10 protein-coding genes are annotated in these 17,186 nt (G+C 75.5%); 4 read left to right on the forward strand and 6 right to left on the reverse strand.

The window, feature by feature from the left end; all coding sequences use genetic code 11:
- Positions 1 to 15: 15 nt before the first annotated feature.
- The gene (locus OG472_RS33500; RefSeq protein ID WP_401612553.1) at positions 16 to 1,053 is read right to left on the reverse strand and encodes a LuxR C-terminal-related transcriptional regulator; all 1,038 of its coding nucleotides are present in this window, start codon (positions 1,051 to 1,053) and stop codon (positions 16 to 18) included.
- Between the two features lie 384 nt (positions 1,054 to 1,437).
- On the reverse strand, positions 1,438 to 2,166 hold the full coding sequence (locus OG472_RS33505; protein WP_405832615.1) for a 4'-phosphopantetheinyl transferase: 729 nt from the start codon (positions 2,164 to 2,166) through the stop codon (positions 1,438 to 1,440).
- 309 nt (positions 2,167 to 2,475) lie between these two features.
- Between OG472_RS33505 and OG472_RS33510 the strand changes: the two genes are divergently transcribed.
- The 3 genes from OG472_RS33510 to OG472_RS33520 all read left to right on the forward strand — a co-directional run bounded on the left by OG472_RS33510 (position 2,476) and on the right by OG472_RS33520 (position 7,270).
- Positions 2,476 to 3,303 (forward strand): metallophosphoesterase family protein, encoded by an 828-nt coding sequence (locus tag OG472_RS33510; RefSeq protein WP_401612547.1) that lies wholly within the window; start codon positions 2,476 to 2,478, stop codon positions 3,301 to 3,303.
- A 144-nt stretch (positions 3,304 to 3,447) separates the two neighbouring features.
- Complete coding sequence (locus OG472_RS33515; RefSeq protein WP_405942356.1) at positions 3,448 to 6,132, forward strand: AAA family ATPase; 2,685 nt, start codon at positions 3,448 to 3,450, stop codon at positions 6,130 to 6,132.
- A 187-nt stretch (positions 6,133 to 6,319) separates the two neighbouring features.
- Positions 6,320 to 7,270: a polyprenyl synthetase family protein gene (locus OG472_RS33520; protein WP_405832618.1), complete on the forward strand. Its 951-nt coding sequence runs from the start codon at positions 6,320 to 6,322 to the stop codon at positions 7,268 to 7,270.
- Between the two features lie 524 nt (positions 7,271 to 7,794).
- Here the strand turns inward: OG472_RS33520 and OG472_RS33525 are convergent.
- Genes OG472_RS33525 through OG472_RS33540 form a run of 4 tightly spaced genes read right to left on the reverse strand, consistent with a single transcriptional unit; the run spans position 7,795 to position 15,510 of the window.
- Positions 7,795 to 9,522, reverse strand: a complete 1,728-nt coding sequence (locus OG472_RS33525) for an AMP-binding protein (RefSeq protein WP_405832620.1) — start codon at positions 9,520 to 9,522, stop codon at positions 7,795 to 7,797.
- Entirely contained in the window at positions 9,513 to 11,777 is a 2,265-nt protein-coding gene (locus OG472_RS33530; protein ID WP_405942357.1) for an ATP-binding protein, read from the reverse strand. Before OG472_RS33530 ends, OG472_RS33525 begins: the two co-directional genes overlap by 10 nt.
- On the reverse strand, positions 11,774 to 14,500 hold the full coding sequence (locus OG472_RS33535) for a BTAD domain-containing putative transcriptional regulator (RefSeq protein ID WP_405942358.1): 2,727 nt from the start codon (positions 14,498 to 14,500) through the stop codon (positions 11,774 to 11,776). Before OG472_RS33535 ends, OG472_RS33530 begins: the two co-directional genes overlap by 4 nt.
- A gap of 5 nt (positions 14,501 to 14,505) precedes the next feature.
- A complete protein-coding gene (locus OG472_RS33540) occupies positions 14,506 to 15,510 on the reverse strand; it encodes an AfsA-related hotdog domain-containing protein (RefSeq protein WP_405832623.1) in 1,005 nt (334 codons plus the stop codon).
- 248 nt (positions 15,511 to 15,758) lie between these two features.
- On the opposite strand from OG472_RS33540, the gene OG472_RS33545 reads away from it, so the two are divergent.
- A complete protein-coding gene (locus OG472_RS33545) occupies positions 15,759 to 17,171 on the forward strand; it encodes an MFS transporter (protein ID WP_405832625.1) in 1,413 nt (470 codons plus the stop codon).
- Positions 17,172 to 17,186: the final 15 nt, after the last annotated feature.

A 17,186-nucleotide genomic window follows, 5' to 3' on the forward strand; every position in this document is an offset into this window, starting at 1 on the left:
GGCACATCGCCGGGATCACGACAAGGAGGGAACCGACCCCCCGGAGAGCATCTCCTGCCGGGCGGCGTTGTAGCCGGCCTGGAAGCGGCTGGTGGCCTCCAGCTCCTCGGTGATCTCGGCGATGTGGCGGCGGCAGGTCCGCACGGACATGCCGAGCCGGCGCGCGACCATCTCGTCCTTGTACCCCTTGGTCATCAGCCGGATGATCGACCACTTGAGCTCGTCCGAGGAAGCGGGGGAGCGCTGGGATTCGACGACGTACGGCGAGGCGCCGTCCCACAGGTACTCGAAGACGGAGCACAGGAACGCCACGAGCGTGGGCTCGCGGACGATGGCCGCACCGGGCGCGCTGTCGCCATGGGTGCGTTCCGGCAGGAAGACGACCTCCCGGTCGTAGATGATCAGCCGGTCGATGACTTCGTCCGCGGTGCGGATCTCCGCGCCCCGTTCGCTGACCTCGCGGACGTAGGAGCGGGTGGGCAGGTCGTTGCGGGCGGTGTGCTGATAGATCGTCCGGATCCGGACGCCGCGGGAGAGGGTGGACAGGGCCGAGTCCCTGGCCTCCGCGAGCAGATCCGCCGGGCGTGCGCCGCCGGGCTGGACGGTGAGCAGCTCGCTCTTGCAGCTCTGACTCAGGTGGTCGAGCATCGCCTGGATCCGGGAGACGTCGGTGATGACGTCGAAGGCCTCCAGCCGGTTGCGCAGGCGGCGCCCCTCGAAGTACAGGGGTGTCAGGGACAGCAGCTTGGCCCGGACGTCGGTGACCGCCTGCTGCAGGTCGCGTATGTGCCGTTCGGCGGGACCCACCAGGGAGGCGGCCGCGACATCGGGTGTGACGGGGGTGAGCTCGCCGGCGTTCCCCGGCATGGACTGCAACAGGCGGACCCCGGCCAGCACCTGCTCCACCCGTACGACCTCTTCGGGCGTCAGTGACAGCTGCTCGGCGATCTGATCGCGCACGAAGCGGCCGCACTCCACCGCCAGCCCGTACGCGGTGGCGCTGATGTCGTCCAGCTCGGCGAACCCTGAATCCGAGCCCTCCCCAGTAAACATCCCAGCCCCCGCTGATCGGTGTAATTGCTGCCACGTAACTTTACGCCAACGTACCGCCCTTGGCGTGGCTGATCGAGATCAAGCACTCTGTTCGCATCACCCGGAGCCACCGAGACGTAAGGGTCCGGAGGTACGGGTGGAGTGGATCCCGATCTTCGACTGGGGGAAGTCGTGAGAACAGTTTCCGTTAAGGTATCTTCGATTTGCTTGACTGCCGTGGCGAGTGTGGTATTAGCGGTGGGAGTTCAGGCCATGGCGGGCCCGGTGGTGTCGAACGCGTCCGCCGAGTCCGTGATCACCGTCGTGCTCGATGCGGACACCCCGGAAGTGGGTGTCGTACCGGAGGACGACCGATGGGGGTGACCGGCCTCCACGGCTAGCGGTTCAGAAGGCGCTCCCCGCACGGCAGATGCGGGGAGCGCTTCTGCGTACCGGAGCGCCCACGGCGGCGAGCCGGGCAGCCGGCACCGCTATGGCACTCAGCAGTACGTCGTTCTCCGCCGACCAGCGGCCGCTGAACGCGGTCGGCCCGGCCGGGGAGAGCGTGGAGGGATCCGGCAGGAGCCGGGCGTGGAAGGTCTCCTGCACCGGGTCGACGCTCACCAGGGCGTCGGTGAAGTCGAGTTCCTGTCCCGTGAGCGGGAACCACGTCTTGTAGACGGCCTCCTTGATGCTGAAGAGCAGCCGGTCCCACGCCACCTCGGGCACCGCCCGCTCCAGCTCCCGTACGAGACGGAGCTCATCGGGCAGTGCGATCGAGTCGAGGACTCCTTCCGGCATGGGGGCGTTGGGCTCCGCGTCGACTCCCACGGAGGCGAACTCGGCGCTGCGGGCCAGTGCCACACCCCGGAAACCGGCGCAGTGGGTCATGGATCCCACGACCGAAGGCGCCCACTGCGGGACACCGCGCCGGCCCGGCATCACGGGAGCGGGCGGCAGGCCCAGCTGTCCCATGGCGCGACGGGCGCACCACCTGACCGTCCCGAACTCCAGCCGCCGTTTGGGTACGGCATTGCGGATCAGGTGCTCCTCCTCGGGGTAGAGGAAGACGTCGGCAGGGTCGGTGGTGGCTTCGGCGGTCGCGACGTTCGCGGGCAGGAGCTTTGTGAGCACGGCATTCCCTCGGGTCGCTGTTTCGGTCTGACAGCTCCCACACTCACGCCGTCGCTCCGCCCCGACCAGGAACGAAGTCCCAGGTCAAGCGGACTGACCCGGAGTAACCCCGGTTCTCTCCCAGGCTGCTGCCATCCGCCGGTCCGTCCGCCCGCCGCCTGCGGGCAGACTGGCAGCCGGCCGCACGGCATTGTCATCTCCCTGCCATGTGGCCGAACAGGGGTTCGTTCTCGTCAATTGAGGGGTAGGGAAGGGGTGTTCATGCCGCAGCCGGCCGTCCACACTCACGGAATGCCGCACGGAAACCTCATGGGTATCAGCGACCTCCATGTCGGATTCCCGGAGAACCGCCGGATCGTCGAGGAGCTGTATCCCGACAGTCCCGCCGACTGGCTCATCGTGGCCGGCGACGTGAGCGAGTCGCTCGACGACCTCCGATGGGTGCTCGACCTGCTCACCCGGCGCTACGCCACCGTGGTGTGGGCGCCCGGGAACCACGAACTGTGGACCGTACGGGACGATCCGCACCCCCTGCGCGGGGAGGCGCGCTACCGCCGGCTGGTCGAGATCTGCCGCTCCTTCGGCGTGCACACGCCCGAGGACCCGTACCCCGTCTGGTCGGGGCCGGGCGGCCCGCTCATCGTGGCCCCCCTCTTCCTGCTGTACGACTACAGCTTCCGCACCCCCACGGCCGCCACCAAGGAAGAGGCCCTGGAGCAGGCGTACCAGGCCGGAGTGGTGTGCACGGACGAGTTCATGCTGCACCCCGACCCCTACACCTCCCGGGAGGCCTGGTGCCGGGCCCGGGTCGCCGCCACCGAGCAGCGGCTCGCCGCCTGCGACCCCGACCTGCGCACCGTGCTCGTCAACCACTTCCCGCTCGTGCGCACCCCCACCCGGATCCTGCGGCACCCGGAGTTCGCCCAGTGGTGCGGCACCGAGCTCACCGCCGACTGGCACACCCGGTTCCGGGCCGCCGCAGTCGTCTACGGCCACCTCCACATCCCGCGCACCACCTGGTACGACGGCGTGCGGTTCGAGGAGGTGTCCGTCGGATATCCGCGGGAGTGGCAGACCCCCGGCCACCCGCGGGACACCCCGCGCCGGATCTTCCCCGTCACCGGCCCCGGGAATTGATGCCTGGCAGCTTCCGGACAGTGTGGGCCCCCTAGTCCCCGCCTAGACTGATCCTGAATTCTTGCTCGCTCCACGCTCGAACATCCCTTTCCGCGCTCGCGCTTTCCTGCCGAAGATGCGGAACCGGGACACTGGGGGACTCTTATGCTTTTGTTCCGGCGCGCCGAGGAAATGTCTCTATTAGATGCGCTGCTTTCGGGATGCGCATCCGGCAATTCCGGGCTGCTGCTCGTCGAAGGTGCGGTCGGCTGTGGAAAGACCGAATTCCTGGAAACGGCCGCCGGACAGGCCGAGAGCCGCGGCGGAACCGTTTTGCGCGCCATCGGCACCGCCGCCGAACAAGGCCATCCGCTGGGCGTCCTGCGCCAGCTGGCCGCCGACGCCCCGGCCGGTGCGCTGCCCGCGCCGCCGGCGCCGGACGAGGCGGACCGGGTCGAGGCCATGCGGGCCTTCGCCGCGGCCGTCCGCGCACTGAGCGCCGCCGCCCCGGTGGCCGTCCTCGTCGACGACCTGCACCACGTCGACGAGCTCTCCCGCCGCTACCTGCTGCACCTCGCGCGCGGCACCCGGCAGGCCGGCGTCCTGCTGGTGCTCGCCGCATCCGCCCACGAACACGGCGACGACCCGCTGCTGAGCACCGAGCTGATCCGGTTGCCCCACTTCGCGCGGCTGCGCCTGCAGCGCCTCGCCCCCGAGGCCGTCCGCGCGATGACGGCGGACCGCACCGAGACGGAAGCCGACCGGCTGTACGAGGCCAGCGGCGGAAACCCGCTGCTGCTGCGGGCCCTGCTCCAGGACCCGCAGGCCCGGCCAGGCGACTGCTACGCCCAGGCCGTCCTCGCCTGCCTCCACCGCAGCGGTCCCGCCACGGCCGAACTGGCCGGGGCGATCGCCGTACTCGACGACCTCGCGACCCCCGCCCGCCTCGCACGGCTGACCGGCGCCGCCGAGGGCACCGCGGCCCGGGCGCTCACGGACCTGGAGGCCGCGGGCCTGCTCGCCCCCGGGGGCGGGTTCCGCCACCCGGCCGCGCGGGCCGCCGTACTCGACCGGACGGACCCGGCGGACAGACCGGCCCTGCACCGCGAAGCCGCCCTGCTGGCCCGTGCGTCGGGCGCGCCCGACACCGCGGTCGCCGCGCAGCTCCTCGCCGCACGGCACACCCGTGCGGAATGGGCCCTGCCGGTCCTGCGCTCCGCCGCCGACCAGCACATCGCGGACGGGGAGCTCGACCTGGCCGTGGCCCTGCTGCGGCTCGCCCACGAGGCGTGCCCGGACGACGCGCTGCGCGCCGAAGTGAGCGTCAGGCTCAGCACCGTCGCCGGCCGCACCGACCCGGCCGCCGCCGAACACCACCTCGCGGCCCCCCTGGCCGCCGTGGCCGGCGGCGGACTGGACCCGCACGCGCTCGGCTCGCTGGCCCGGGCACTCGCCGCCCAGGGCCGCATCGACGCGGCGGCCGACGTACTGGAACGGCTCGCGCCCGCCGACGGGCGCCGCGCCGGCGTCGCGGAGCCGGACCCACTGGACGGCCTCTCGGCATTCCCCCAGTGGGCGGCCTCCGCCCGCCGCGGCGCCCCCGCCGAGGGCGGGCCGCACCCGGCGGTCCGCCCCGCCCGGGCCGCCGCCCACCCGGCCTCCCTGTGGACCCTCCCGGGGGAGGCGGAGGAGGGCGCGGCCGTCCACGCCGCCGAACTGTTCCTGCGCGGAGCCGCCCTCGCCGAGGGCACGGTCGAACCGGTGGCGCAGGCCCTGCGCACCCTGCTGTACCTGGACGGCCCGGCCTCTGCGCTGCCCTGGTGCGAGGAGTTCGTCCGGCAGGCCACCCAGCGCGGAGCCACCGGCTGGCGGGCCGCGTTCGCCGGACTGCTCGCCGAGGCGCGGTTGCGCACGGGCGACCTGACGGGCGCGGCGGACACCGCCGAGGAGGTCCTGCGGTCGGCTCCGGGGCGGCGCGGCGGCATCCTGCTGAGCGCGGTGGCGGGAACGCTGGCCCGGGCCCGCATCGCCATGGGCCGGCCCGAGGAGGCGGCGGCCGTCCTGAGCCGGCCGGTCCCCGCCGAACTGGCGGGAAGCATCCACGTGCTGGGCCACCTGCGCGCCCGGGGCCAGTACGCGCTGGCGACGAGCCGGTTCCACGCGGCCCTCGGCGACTTCCTGGACATCGGCCGCCACATGAAGCGGTGGGGCCTGGACCGGCCCCGGGTCCTGCCCTGGCGCTCGGACGCGGCCGAGGCCCTGATCCGGCTCGGCGAGGCCCACCGGGCGGAGCGGTTCCTCGCCGACCAGCTGACCACGCGGGACGCCTCCGACCCCTGGGTACGCGGCATGTCACTGCGGCTGCGGGCGTCCCTGCGCGAGCCGAGGGAGCGGCAGGCGATGCTAGCCCGGGCCGTCGACGAACTGCAGCGCTCCGGGGACCAGTACGAACTGGCCCGCGCCATGGGCGATTTCGGCCAGGTGCTGCGCGAGGTCGGCGAACCGGCACGGGCGGCCATGGTCGACCGCAGGGCCTGGCACCTGGCCAAGGAGAGCGGGGCCGAGGCCCTGTGCGTGAAGATCTGGCCCGGCCGCACCGGTGAGGACGACGAGGCACCGGAGGCGGCCGGGGCGCCGGACGCCGGACTGGTGGCGAGCCTCAGCGAGTCGGAGCGGCGGGTGGCCCTGCTCGCGGTGCACGGCCACACCAACCGGGAGATCGCGAAGAAGCTCTTCATCACCGTGAGTACGGTGGAGCAGCACCTGACCCGGGTCTACCGGAAACTGAACATCCCCGGCCGGCAGGCGCTCCCGGCCGACCTCCGGCCGGGCGTCGCGGAGCTCGTCTGAGGCGGCGGGGGTCCCGGTATGACAAGGTGATGGCAAGCCAATCCCTTCCCGCCCGTGCATGGCAGACAACAGGGACTCCCGGCCCCGCCGCGCACGCCGGAACCTGCCGGTGCACGCTCTTCGGTGGCTTCCGCGCCCGGCGTGCGGGAGAGTCGGTCATGAGGACGTAGCCCGCAGGGAGGGCACCATGACCACACCGACACACGACCAGCCGTGGCGCACCGCGTCGCCCGGACAGGTTCGCGACGCCATGATCGACCGGGTCGAGGAGCGACTCGCCGGACTGCTCGCCGAGGAGCACCGCAACCGGCGTACGTCCGACCCGCGCAGCGCCGTCCTGGTGATGGGCGTGGCCGAGCTCGTCCAGGCCGGCGGGGAACGGGCCCGCCCCGCGATCTGCCTCACCGGGTACCTCGCCGCCGGCGGCGACCCGGAGGCGCAGGACGCGGTGACCGCGGCCGCCGCACTCGAACTGCTCGACACCTGCCTGGTGATCCGCGCGGACGTACGGGACAACGCGCCGCTGCGCCGGGGCATCCCGACCCTGCACATCAGCCATGCCGCCGAGCACGAGCGCAACGGCTGGCGGGGCGAACCGCGCCGGTTCGGGGAGGGCACCGCCGTCCTCGCCGGGGACCTGGCCCTCGCCTACGGGGACCGGCTCGCGGTCGGGCTGCCGCACGAGGCCCGGCGGTTGTGGGACGACCTGCGCGCCGAGCGGGCGATCGGCGCGCACATGGAGGCCGCCGCGGCGACCGAGTACCTCGACGACGCCTGGCCGGGCCAGTGCCTGGACGGCTGCGGCAGCGGCTGCGGCGCAGGCTGGTACGGCCTGCGCCACTCCCTGCTGATGGGCGCCGCGCTCGCCGGCCGCGAGGATCTGGGCGAGGCCTACGAGGAGTACGCCCGGGCCGTGCACGCCGCCTGGCGGATCCGCGGATTCCTCAGCGGCGGCCCGGGCTTCGACGGCGACGCCCAGTTCCTGCGCGACGTGTTCTTCGACGCGCAGGCACGGGAACGGGCCGAGGAGACGATCGCCGCCCTCGTGGTCCGCGCGGACGAGGCCGTGACCGGCGCCCGGATCCCCCGCGCCTGGCGCACCGAACTGGGCGCACTGGCCCGCGAGATCGCCGGCTAGACCGTCTGCGGAGGCTCTGCTTCTGAGCGGGCGGCGGGGTGGGACGGTGCGGCCCAAAGATCGGGGCTCCGCCCCGGACCCCGCGCCTCAAACGCCGGCGGGGCTGGTTCGTGGGGCGGGGTGGGACGGTGCGGCTCAAGGATCGGGGCTCCGCCCCGGACCCCGCGCCTCAAACGCCGGCGGGGCTGGTTGGTGCGGCGGGGCTGGAAGGTGCGGCGGGGCTGGAAGGTGCGGCGAGGCCGCTTGGTGCGGTGAAGCCGGAAGGTTGCAGGGGCTGAAGTGGAACCTGCCGGCTCCTGTCGGGTCGGGTGTGTGTCGGGGCGCTCCCCGCAGGGCGTCGAACGCAACGGGGCTCGGCCCTCCGACCCCCCGTCACGTTCGGCGCCCGAGGAGACGCCCCGGCGCGCGCCCGGCCCCACCCGAACCGATCCGCCCGGCAAGGCCAGCGGCGTGCCCGGCCGAGGCCGCACCGATCCGCCCGGCTCCCTTGATCCGGCCGGACCGCCGGACCGCCGGGCCGCCGGTCAGTCCGGGGCCGGGCGGGGGCCGCCCGGTCGGAGCCGGGCCAGCCAGTTTCGCAGGGCGCCCCGGCGGACCCGGCCCCCCTCGTCGCGCGGCAGCGCGCCGACGATCTCCAGCCTCGTGGGCAGGAAGGCCTCCGCGACGCCCAGCGAGACCAGGTGCTCGCGCAGTTCGGCCGGCCCCGGCGGCCGGTCCAGGGCGGTCGGGACCACGACGGCGCAGGGCAGCTCCCCGTGCTCGGGATCGGTGTAGGCGACGACCGCCGCCTCCCGCACCCGGGGGTGGGCCAGCAGTTGCTCCTCGACCTCGGCGACCGGAACCATGAAGATGGCGCCGGTCCGCGTGCCGGCCCGGGCCAGGACCCGTATCCCGCCGTGCCGGTCGGCCGTCGCCATATCCCCCGTGCCGAGCCAGCCGTCCCCCTGCTCCCAGGTGGCCACCGGCGCCGGAGCGCCGTGACGCCAGGTGGCCAGGCAGACCGACGGGCCGCGCACCTCGAGGGGCGACGTCGCGTCCGCGGCCGACACCTCCAGCCCCCGCAGCGGGCGGACGCCGTCACCACCCTGCGCGGTGTCCCCGGAGAGCGCGCCCATGCCGAGTTCGGGCGCCCCCCACACGGAGAGCACCGGTACGCGGAACACCTCGCGGAGTTCGGCGGCGAGCGGCGCCGGGGTGCTGGTGCGGCCCCCCGACAGCACCAGCCGCAGCCGGTCCGTCTCCCGGGGGCGCCGCCGCTGCGCGGTGACCAGCTCGGCCAGGTAGGCCGGCTCCGCGTAGACCTGGTCCACTCCGGCGGAGGCCATCAGGTCCAGGCACCGGCCCGGATCCCACACGTCCAGGCAGACCCCCGTCCCGCCGACCGCCAGCGGCCAGCACACGGTGTAGATCAGCGAGGCCAGCGAGGTGAGCGGCAGCGTGCTCAGGAAGACCTCGCCCGGCCGCCGCCCCGGGCCGTCGGGCCCGCTCTGGGCGGAGATGTTGGCGTACAGGGTGTTGGGGGAGTGCAGCACCGAGGTGTACGCGTCCCGCAGTCCCATGACGCTGATCAGGAGCGCGGGCCGGTCGGCCCGCCCGCCGCGCGGCCGGCTGCGCAGGCCCGCCTCGGTGCGCTCGTGGGCGGTGCGCCGGAAGTACGCGCCGAAATCGATCGCCCCGGTCGCCGCGGCGTCCCCCAGGACGACTCGGTGGCGCAGCCACGGCAGCCGTCCGGCGAGGTCCGCCAGGGCCTCCGCGTGCGCGAAGCCCTCCCAGACGTCGGGCACCACGCAGATCCGGGCCCGGGTGCCGTCCAGGATCCGGTGCAGCCCGTGGGCCCGTACCGTCGGCAGTACAGGCACGGCGACCGCGCCGACCCGCAGACAGGCGAGGGTGAGCGCCGCGGTCTCCCACCAGTCGGGCAGCTGGAAGGCGACCGGATCGCCCGGGGCGACCCCGAGGGAGGCCAGGGCGCCGGCGAACCGGTCGACGTACTGGGCGAGCTGGGCGTAGGTGAGGGTGACCCGGCGCAGGCCGACGGGCCGGTGGGCGCGCTCGGAGACGATCGCGGGGCGCTCGGGCGCGCGGGCGGCCGTACGGTACAGGTCGTCGAGGAAGGTCTGCGTGCGCCACCACCCGGCGGCCCGGAACCGGTCCGCGACCTCGGCGGGCGGGACCAGGTCCAGCGGGCGGGCGGGGGTCCGCCCCGGGCGTGCGTCCGCCGTACCGGGCGCGGCGGAGCCGGTCAGGCCCATCGGCCCACCGCCCCGGCGACCTGCACGCGCGAACTGCACCCGAGGCGGCGCATCACGTGGCGGACGTGGTTGACGACGGTCCACTCGGAGATGTCGAGCTTGGCTGCTATCTGACGGTTCGTCATGCCTTCGGAGACCAGCAGGGCCACCTGGACCTGCCGCGGGGTGAGCGACTGCGCCTCGGGGGCCGTCCCGGCCGCGGCGCGCCGCGAGGGCGCGGGCGCCGAAAGGGCCTCCGCCACCGCCGCGGGCACGGTCATCCGGACGCCCTCCGCCCAGGCCACGGCGAAGTCGGTCCAGCCGAGGCGCGCGCTCAGTTCCGTACGGGCCCGCTCGGCCGCGGACCGCCACTCGTCCGGCACCTCCGCCCCCGTCTCGCCGCGCAGGGTGTCGGCCGCCGCCAGCAGCCGTACCGTCCGCGGCCGCTGGGCGGGCGCGGTGCGGAGCAGCAGCAGGGAGAACTCCTCCAGAGCGCCCGGCAGTTCGGTCCGCTCGCCGTAGGCCCCGTACAGCCGCAGGCTCTCCCGCAGCGCCCGGTCGGCCCGGTCCGGCTCGTCGCCCTCCAGGGCGAGCGCGGCCGCGGTCCGCAGGGCGCCCGCGAGCCCCCGCCCGTCGCGGATCCGCCGGAACGTCTCCACGGACCGCTCCAGCAGCTCCTGCGCCTTGCGCCGGTCCCCCTCGGCGCGGAGGACGGCCGCGAGCGAGCCCGCCGCCTCGGCCGCGCCCCCGGTCACGCCCATCGACTCCAGCGCGCTGAGGGCGGTCACCAGGACGGCCCGCGCGCCCGCCGGATCGCCGGCCCGCAGCAGGGCCGCGCCGAGCCGGGCGGAGGCGAGCGCGTTCTGCCGGCGGTCGCCGACGGACTTGCCCAGGGCCAGTGCGTGCCGGTGGCGGCGGACCGCCTCCAGGGGATCGCCGAGGGCCAGCGCGAAGACGCCGGACATGTCGGCGAGCCGGGACCGTACGGCCTCGGGCAGCGCCGCCCCGCCCGCCTCGGTGATGTCGTCACACCACTCCAGTGCCTCCCGCAGCCGTCCCTGCGCCAGCCAAGGAAGGCGGCAACCGAGCACCAGCGCGGCCGCCGTCCCGCTGTCGCCGTGTTCGCGCAGCCGCCGCAGGGCGCCGCCCACGTTCTCCCCCTCGGCCGCCAACTCGCGCAGCAGTCGCTCCTGTTCGGTGCCGCGCAGGCCCGGCAGGGCAGCGGCCACCAGCAGCCGGTAGCGCTCCGCGTGTGCGTCCAGTGCCGCACCCTCACGGCCCGCATCCGCCAACTCGGCCCGGCAGTGCGACCGTACGGGCTCGGGCACGGCCAGCCGCAGCTCCCCCTGCTCCTCGCCCACCACGGCGAGCAGCCCGCGGTCCAGCAGGGTCTCGACGGCCGCCTCGGCCGACAGCCCGGCCGCCGACAGGCCGAAACCGGGCTCGTACACCGAGAGCCGGCCCAGCAGGGCGCGGGCGCCGTCGTCCAGGCCGCGGCAGCTCCACTCGGCGAGCGCGGCCAGCGAGCGGTGCCGCTCGGGCGCGTTCGCCGGACCGCCCGACAGGATGGTCGTACGGCCGCGCAGGCGCGCCGGCAACAGGTGCGGGGGGAACAACCGCAGCCGCCCCGCGGCGAGTTCGACGGCCAGCGGCAGGCCGCCGAGCAGCGTGCAGATCTCGGCGACGGCCCCGGCGTTCTCCTCGGTGAGCGCGAAGGAGGGGTCGGCGTCCCGGGCCCGGCGCACGAACAGCGCGACCGAGGCCGCCTCCTGCACCTCGTGCGGATCGGCGGCGCCGCCGGCCGGCCCGCGCCGCGGCCCGGGCACGGGCAGCGGCGCCACCGGCAGCAGCTGCTCCCCGTACACGCCGAGCGGCTCCACGGCGGTGGCCAGCACCACCACGCGCGGGTCACCGGCGAGGGCCTCCACGGCCGCGGCGGCGGCCGGGCGCGCCTCGTGGTCGCAGCCGTCGAGCACCACCAGGATCCGGCCGGGCAGGCCGGGCAGGCCGGGCAGGCCCGGCAGGTCGTGCGGCTCCGGCTGTTCCGGCTGATCCGGGCGCGCGACCGCGGGGTCCAGGTGCTCCACCCGCGCGAACTCCCCGCCGATCTCCCGTACGACCTCCACGGCCAGCCGGCTCTTGCCCACGCCGGCCCGCCCGGTCACGGTCAGCAGCCGCACCGACGGGTCCCGCAACCGCTCCCGCAGCGCGGCGGCCTCGAGCTCGCGGCCGACCAGTTCCGTCACCCGGCCCGGCGACGGCTGCCTCCCGTTCACGCGCGGACACCGGCCGGCTGGATCCGCCACAGCCCCGGACGGATCTCCACGGCACGCGTCGCCGCGGAACCGGAACCGGAGCCGGCACCGGCACCGGCTCCCGGCCCGGACGGGGTGCTCAGCGCGCGCAGCGAGCGCAACGCGTACACCTCCAGCCGGTGGTCGCGCAGCGCGCCCGCCAGCTCCAGGCACTCGCCGAACCAGGCCCGCGCGGTCTCCGGCCCCTCCTGCGCCAGCGCCAGCAGCGCCCGCGCCCGGCTCGCCTCGTACCGGCCCCGCGTGCGGCCGGGGGCCGACAGGGCGGCGAGGGCGGGCTCCAGCAGGGCGGCGGCCTCCGCCGACTCCCCGGCGTCCAGCCGCAGTTCGGCCAGCCCGACCAGGGCGCGCGCCGCCTCCTCCTCGTCGTCCGCCGCCCGGGCGAGCGCCAGCGCCCCGGAGAACAGCTCGTGGGCCCGCTCCACGCGCCGGTACTGCCAGGCGAGATCGCCGAGCGAGCGCAGCATCCGCGCCCGGGCCGACCGGTCCCCGCACCGCTCGGCGGCGTCCAGGGCCAGCGTGTAGGCGGCCTCGCCCTCGTCCTGCACCGATCCGCCGGCCAGGGCGTCCGTCAGCTGTACGGTCAGCTCCCACAGCCCGGCGTCGTACGCGGTCCTGGCCAGGCGTACGAGCCCGCGCGCCCCCTGGTCCGGTACGTGACCGGGCTCCGCGGAGGCGACCGCGTACGCCCGGCACACGCGCTCGGCCCCCGCACGCGCCGCCCCGGGCTGCTCCTCCAGGGCCAGCCGCTCCACCGCCAGCAGCCGCAGCAGCTCCGGGAGGTGCCAGCCGTCCCGGTCCACCGCCACCAGCCGCTCGTCGGCCAGGGCCTCCAGAGCCGCCGAGGCCTGCGGCCCGGTCACGTCCAGCGCGGCGGCGGCCTCGCGGGCGCCGAAGCGCCCGGGAGGCAGCAGGGACAGCAGCCGGAACGCGCGCCGCTGCTCGTCGGGGCACGCCGCGTACGCCTCCAGGAGGCGGGCCCGTACGTCCACGTCGCCGGTCCGCAGTGCGTCCAGGCGGCCGCTCTCGTCCCGCAGCCGGTCCGCGAGGGTGGCGGCCGTCCAGTGCGGCCGGGCCGCGAGCTGCGCGGCGGCGGCCCGTACGGCGAGCGGCAGCCGCCCGCACAGTTCGGCGATCTCGGCGACCGTGTCCGGATCGGGGGCAGGGCCCGGATCGAGGACGGGGGCGCCGCCGCGCGTCACCGCGCGGGTTCCGGCGCGCCCGGTGAACAGGCCGGCGAGCCGCCCGGCCTCCTCGGGACGCCACGGCCCGAGCACCACGGACCGCAGCCCGGGGAGCCCGGAGGGCACGCGGCGCGCGGTGAGCAGCACCACGGCGCCCCGCAGCGCGGGCAGCAGGGGCCGCACCTGGGTCTCGGAGGTGACGCCGTCCAGGATCAGCAGGACGCGGGGGGCCGTGGAGGGGCCGTCCGCCGCGGAGGGGGGATCGCCGGCCCGGTGCAGGAGCCGGTCCAGGGCCTGCTCCCGCTCCGCGGACGCGCTCTCCCCGTCCTGGAGGTCCAGGAAGATCCGCCCGTCGGGGAAGGCGTCCGCAACCCGGTGCGCGGCCTCGACCGCGAGGGCGGTCTTGCCGGCGCCGGGCATGCCCGTCACGGCGACGCAGCCGCCCGCCGGGGCGCTGCGCAGCATCCGCTCCAGTGCGGTGAGTTCGTCTGCCCGGGCGGTGAAGCAGGGGTCGGCGGCGGGCAGCAGCGACGCGAGCGCCGCGGACCGGCCGCCTGCGGAAGCCCCGGCGTCGGCGTCCCCGCCGGTGGTCCCGCCCCCGCCCGCCGTGCGCTCGCCGTACGCGCCTTCGGTGCCGGCCGGCGCCGCGCCCGCGCCCCGCGTCCCGGTCTCCGGCCCCGTCGCGCTCACCGTCCTGGCCCTGGTCCCGGCCCCGGACCTCGACAGCGCCGGGTCGCCCTCCAGGATGCGCCGCTGGAGCCGGCTCGACGCCGGCCCCGGCTCGATCCCCAGCTCCTCGACGAGGGTCTCGCGCAGCAGGGCGAACACCCGTAAGGCCTCGGCCTGCCGGCCGCACCGGTACAGCGCCACCATCAGATGGGTGTGGAACTCCTCGTGCATGCGGTGCTCGGCGACCAGCTCCTGGAGTTCGGCGACCAGTTCACGGTGCAGTCCGAGGTGGAGCTCGGCCCGGATGCGCTCGTCGAGCGCGGTGGTGCGCGCCTCCGCCAGGCGGACGGCCGCTCCCTCCAGTACGGGACCGTGCGGGGTGTCCGACAGCACCGGCCCCCGCCACAGCGCGAGCGCCCGCCGCTGCAGATCGGCCGCGGTGGCGAAGTCGCCCGCCTGCAGGGCCTGGTGGCCGCGCCGGGACAGGTCCTCGAAGGCCGTGCCGTCGACCGCGTCCGGCCCGACCCGCAGCAGGTAGCCCGGCCGGCGGGTGACCAGCGCTTCCCGGCCGTGCTCCGGGTCGGCGCTCTGCAGGGTCTTGCGCAGGTGGGAGACGTACACCTGGAGCGTCGTCGTGGCGGTGCGCGGCGGCGCGTCCGGCCAGAGCTCGTCGATGAGGCTCTCCACCGACACGACCTCGTTCGCCCGGACCAGCAACGTGCCGAGGACGACCCGCAGTTTGGCGGCCTGCGGGGCGTACGACGTCACCCGGCCGGTGTCCGTGGGGCCCGTACCGCCGGTGACCTCAAGCGGGCCCAGAATCCCGAAGCGCATGGTGCTCAGTAGTCCTGCACCACGGAGGTACGGGCCTCGGCGACGGCCCGGCGACGCTGCGTCAGGGTGAGCGTGACGGGAACGGTCGGCCGCCCCTCGTCGTCCCGCCCCAGCGGCCCGGCCACCGCCACGCAGCGCAGCGGCAGATCGCGCTCCGCCGGCCCGCGGAAGTGCACCTGGCAGGCGCCCAGCGTGCTGCGGGCGGGGTTGAGTCCGTGCGCGCGGCCCGAGGCGAGCAGCGAGGTCTGGCGCAGTGCCTCCATCAGGTGCAGACCGCTGTACTGGCCGTCCTCGCCGGTGAACACGGGGCTGACCCGGGTGGAGAGCAGCCAGGTGCTGAGCCGGCCGCGCGAGACGTCGGTCGGTTCGCTGATCACGATGTTCTCGGGGGCGTAGCGGCCCGCCTCGGCGGAGTCGACCGGGTGCAGCGGGCCGTCCGGGGCGTCGTCGAGCTCGGGCGCGGCCTGCAGGGCCTGCCGGGAGTGCTCCACGTGCTTGCGGTACAGCTTCGGCATGAGGAAGACCAGGCCGGCGGCGCCCGTCGCGCAGGGGCGGCCGTCGATGGTGACCTGGAGGTGGAAGTCGAGCCCGCGCGGCACCTCGGCCACCACGTTCGCCGGGCGGGCCGTGATGTGGGTCGCGAGGGGGACGGGGCCGGCGGCGCCCGCGTCCGTGCGCCAGGCGGAGAGGTCGCTGAAGTCGAGGGTGAAGCGGTAGAAGAGGCCGGGCCGGTCGTCCGGCACGCCGAAGTAGCGGTGCCCGACGAACTCGCCGATCTCGCGCACCATCTCGGTGGCGATCTGCAGGTCGTGGAAGTACCCCGGGCCGTCGTTGAAGAGCGGGTGGGTGACGGGAGTCGCGCCGACGAGGGTGAAGTGCTCCTCCCCCAGGCTGGGAGCGTCCAGGGCGTAGTACGCCCGCGTGGGCGGACGGTGGATCAGGTGCTGGGTGCCCGCGGTCGCGTGTCCATGGATGGTGGGGGGCGAGGTCGTGCCGTTGTCGACTGTCATGTCCCTCTCCTTCTCTGCAGCCATGGTGGAGCGGCGGCGGAGCGGGCGGCCACCTGGCGCCGGTGTCAGCAACGTGCATGGCAGGAACTCGTCCCGCCCCGCCGGCCGCTCCGGGCCCGCGGGGCTTTAGCGAGGTCCATGCGGCCGGACGCACTGTTCGTATCGAGGCCCCGCCCCCGGGACGTCCCCCACCCTTCGGGCGGGGCCTTCGGACCACTGCTCTCCCCGATCCCGGAAGGGAGCCCCCGATGGCCACCACAGGGTCCGCGCGCACCCCCCGCGCCGTACCGGACCGTGCGGAGCCGGCGGGAGGACCGACGGCACCGGCAGCACCGGCCCCGTCGGGACCGCCGGGCCGGGCGCCGGCCGGCCCGGCCGCCCGGCTCCGGTTCGGCTACGCCTCCGGATCGCTCGTCACCGGTACCTTCACCACGCTCCCCGGCCTGCTCCTGCTCCCGTACCTCACGGACACCCTGGGCGTGGGCGCCGCGCTGGCCGGCGTGATCGTCTTCGTCCCCAAGGCGTGGGACGCGCTGCTCAACCCCCTGGTCGGGCGGGCCAGCGACCGCACCCGCACCCGCTGGGGCGCCCGCCGCCCGTACGTCCTGGGCGGTGGCCTCGCGATGGCCCTGGCCTTCGCGCTGACCTTCGCGGGCCCCCTGCCGGGCACCGCCGGCGCCTGGTTCACCGCCGCCGGCTACCTGCTCACCGCCACCGCGTTCGCCTTCTTCCAAGTGCCGTACGTCGCCATGCCCGCCGAGCTCGCCGACCGCGACGAGGACCGGATGCGGCTGGTCGGCGGGCGGGTCGCGGTCATCGGGGTGGCGGCCCTCGTCACCGGCGCCGCCGCTCCCGCCTTGGTCGAAGCCGGTGGCGGCGGCCTCGCCGGGCACCGCTGGGTCGGCGTGTTCGGCGCGGCGGTCATCGCCCTGGGCGCGCTGTGGGTCTTCGCCGGCACCTCCGGCGGCCGCTCCGGCCGGGTCCTGGAGAGCGAACCCAGCCTGCGCCGCCAGTTCGCGGCCGCCCGCGGCAACCCCTCCTTCACGGCACTGCTGCGATGCGTGGTCCTCCAGTCCGTCGCGACCGGGGTCCTCCTCGCGGGCGCACCGTACTTCGCCGACCACGTGCTGCACGACTCCGCCGGGGTCGGCCCCATGGTGGCCGCGTTCGTCGCCCCCAACCTGCTGACCCTCCCGCTCTGGTCGCGGCTGCGCGGCCGCCGCGGCCACGCCTTCGCCTCCGCGCTCTTCGCGGCCGGCTGCCTGCTCTTCCTCGCGGCGCCGGTGCTGCCCCCGGCGGCGGTGCTCGCCACCATGGCGCTCGCGGGCACCGGCCACGCGGGCCAGCTGCTCTTCCTGTACGCGCTGCTGCCGGAGTGCATCGCCGATGACACCGCCCGCACCGAGCGCCGCCAGGCGGGCGTCCTGTCCGGCCTGTTCACCACCGGCGAGGGGCTCGGCGTCGCCCTCGGCCCCTTCCTCTACGGCCTCGTGCTCCAGCTCTCCGGCTACGTCTCCTCCGGCACCGGCCGCGCCGCCGGGCAGAGCACGACCGCCGAACTGGGCATGCTGGCCGGCTTCGCCCTCCTCCCGGCGCTGGCCACCGCTGGCGCCGTCTTCCTGCTGCGCGGATACGGACGTACGGGCCGCCGCCCCTACTGACCCCTCATCCCTCGC

Source organism: Streptomyces sp. NBC_00207, assembly GCF_045160965.1.
Lineage (GTDB): Bacteria > Actinomycetota > Actinomycetes > Streptomycetales > Streptomycetaceae > Streptomyces.

Coding starts and splice junctions, on each gene's coding strand:
- OG472_RS33500 (WP_401612553.1), bottom strand. CDS start 1,053: ATGTTTACTGGGGAGGGCTCGGATTCAGGGTTCGCCGAGCTGGACGAC.
- OG472_RS33520 (WP_405832618.1), top strand. CDS start 6,320: ATGACCACACCGACACACGACCAGCCGTGGCGCACCGCGTCGCCCGGA.
- OG472_RS33525 (WP_405832620.1), bottom strand. CDS start 9,522: ATGGGCCTGACCGGCTCCGCCGCGCCCGGTACGGCGGACGCACGCCCG.
- OG472_RS33540 (WP_405832623.1), bottom strand. CDS start 15,510: ATGACAGTCGACAACGGCACGACCTCGCCCCCCACCATCCATGGACAC.
- OG472_RS33545 (WP_405832625.1), top strand. CDS start 15,759: ATGGCCACCACAGGGTCCGCGCGCACCCCCCGCGCCGTACCGGACCGT.
- OG472_RS33510 (WP_401612547.1), top strand. CDS start 2,476: ATGGGTATCAGCGACCTCCATGTCGGATTCCCGGAGAACCGCCGGATC.
- OG472_RS33515 (WP_405942356.1), top strand. CDS start 3,448: ATGCTTTTGTTCCGGCGCGCCGAGGAAATGTCTCTATTAGATGCGCTG.
- OG472_RS33535 (WP_405942358.1), bottom strand. CDS start 14,500: ATGCGCTTCGGGATTCTGGGCCCGCTTGAGGTCACCGGCGGTACGGGC.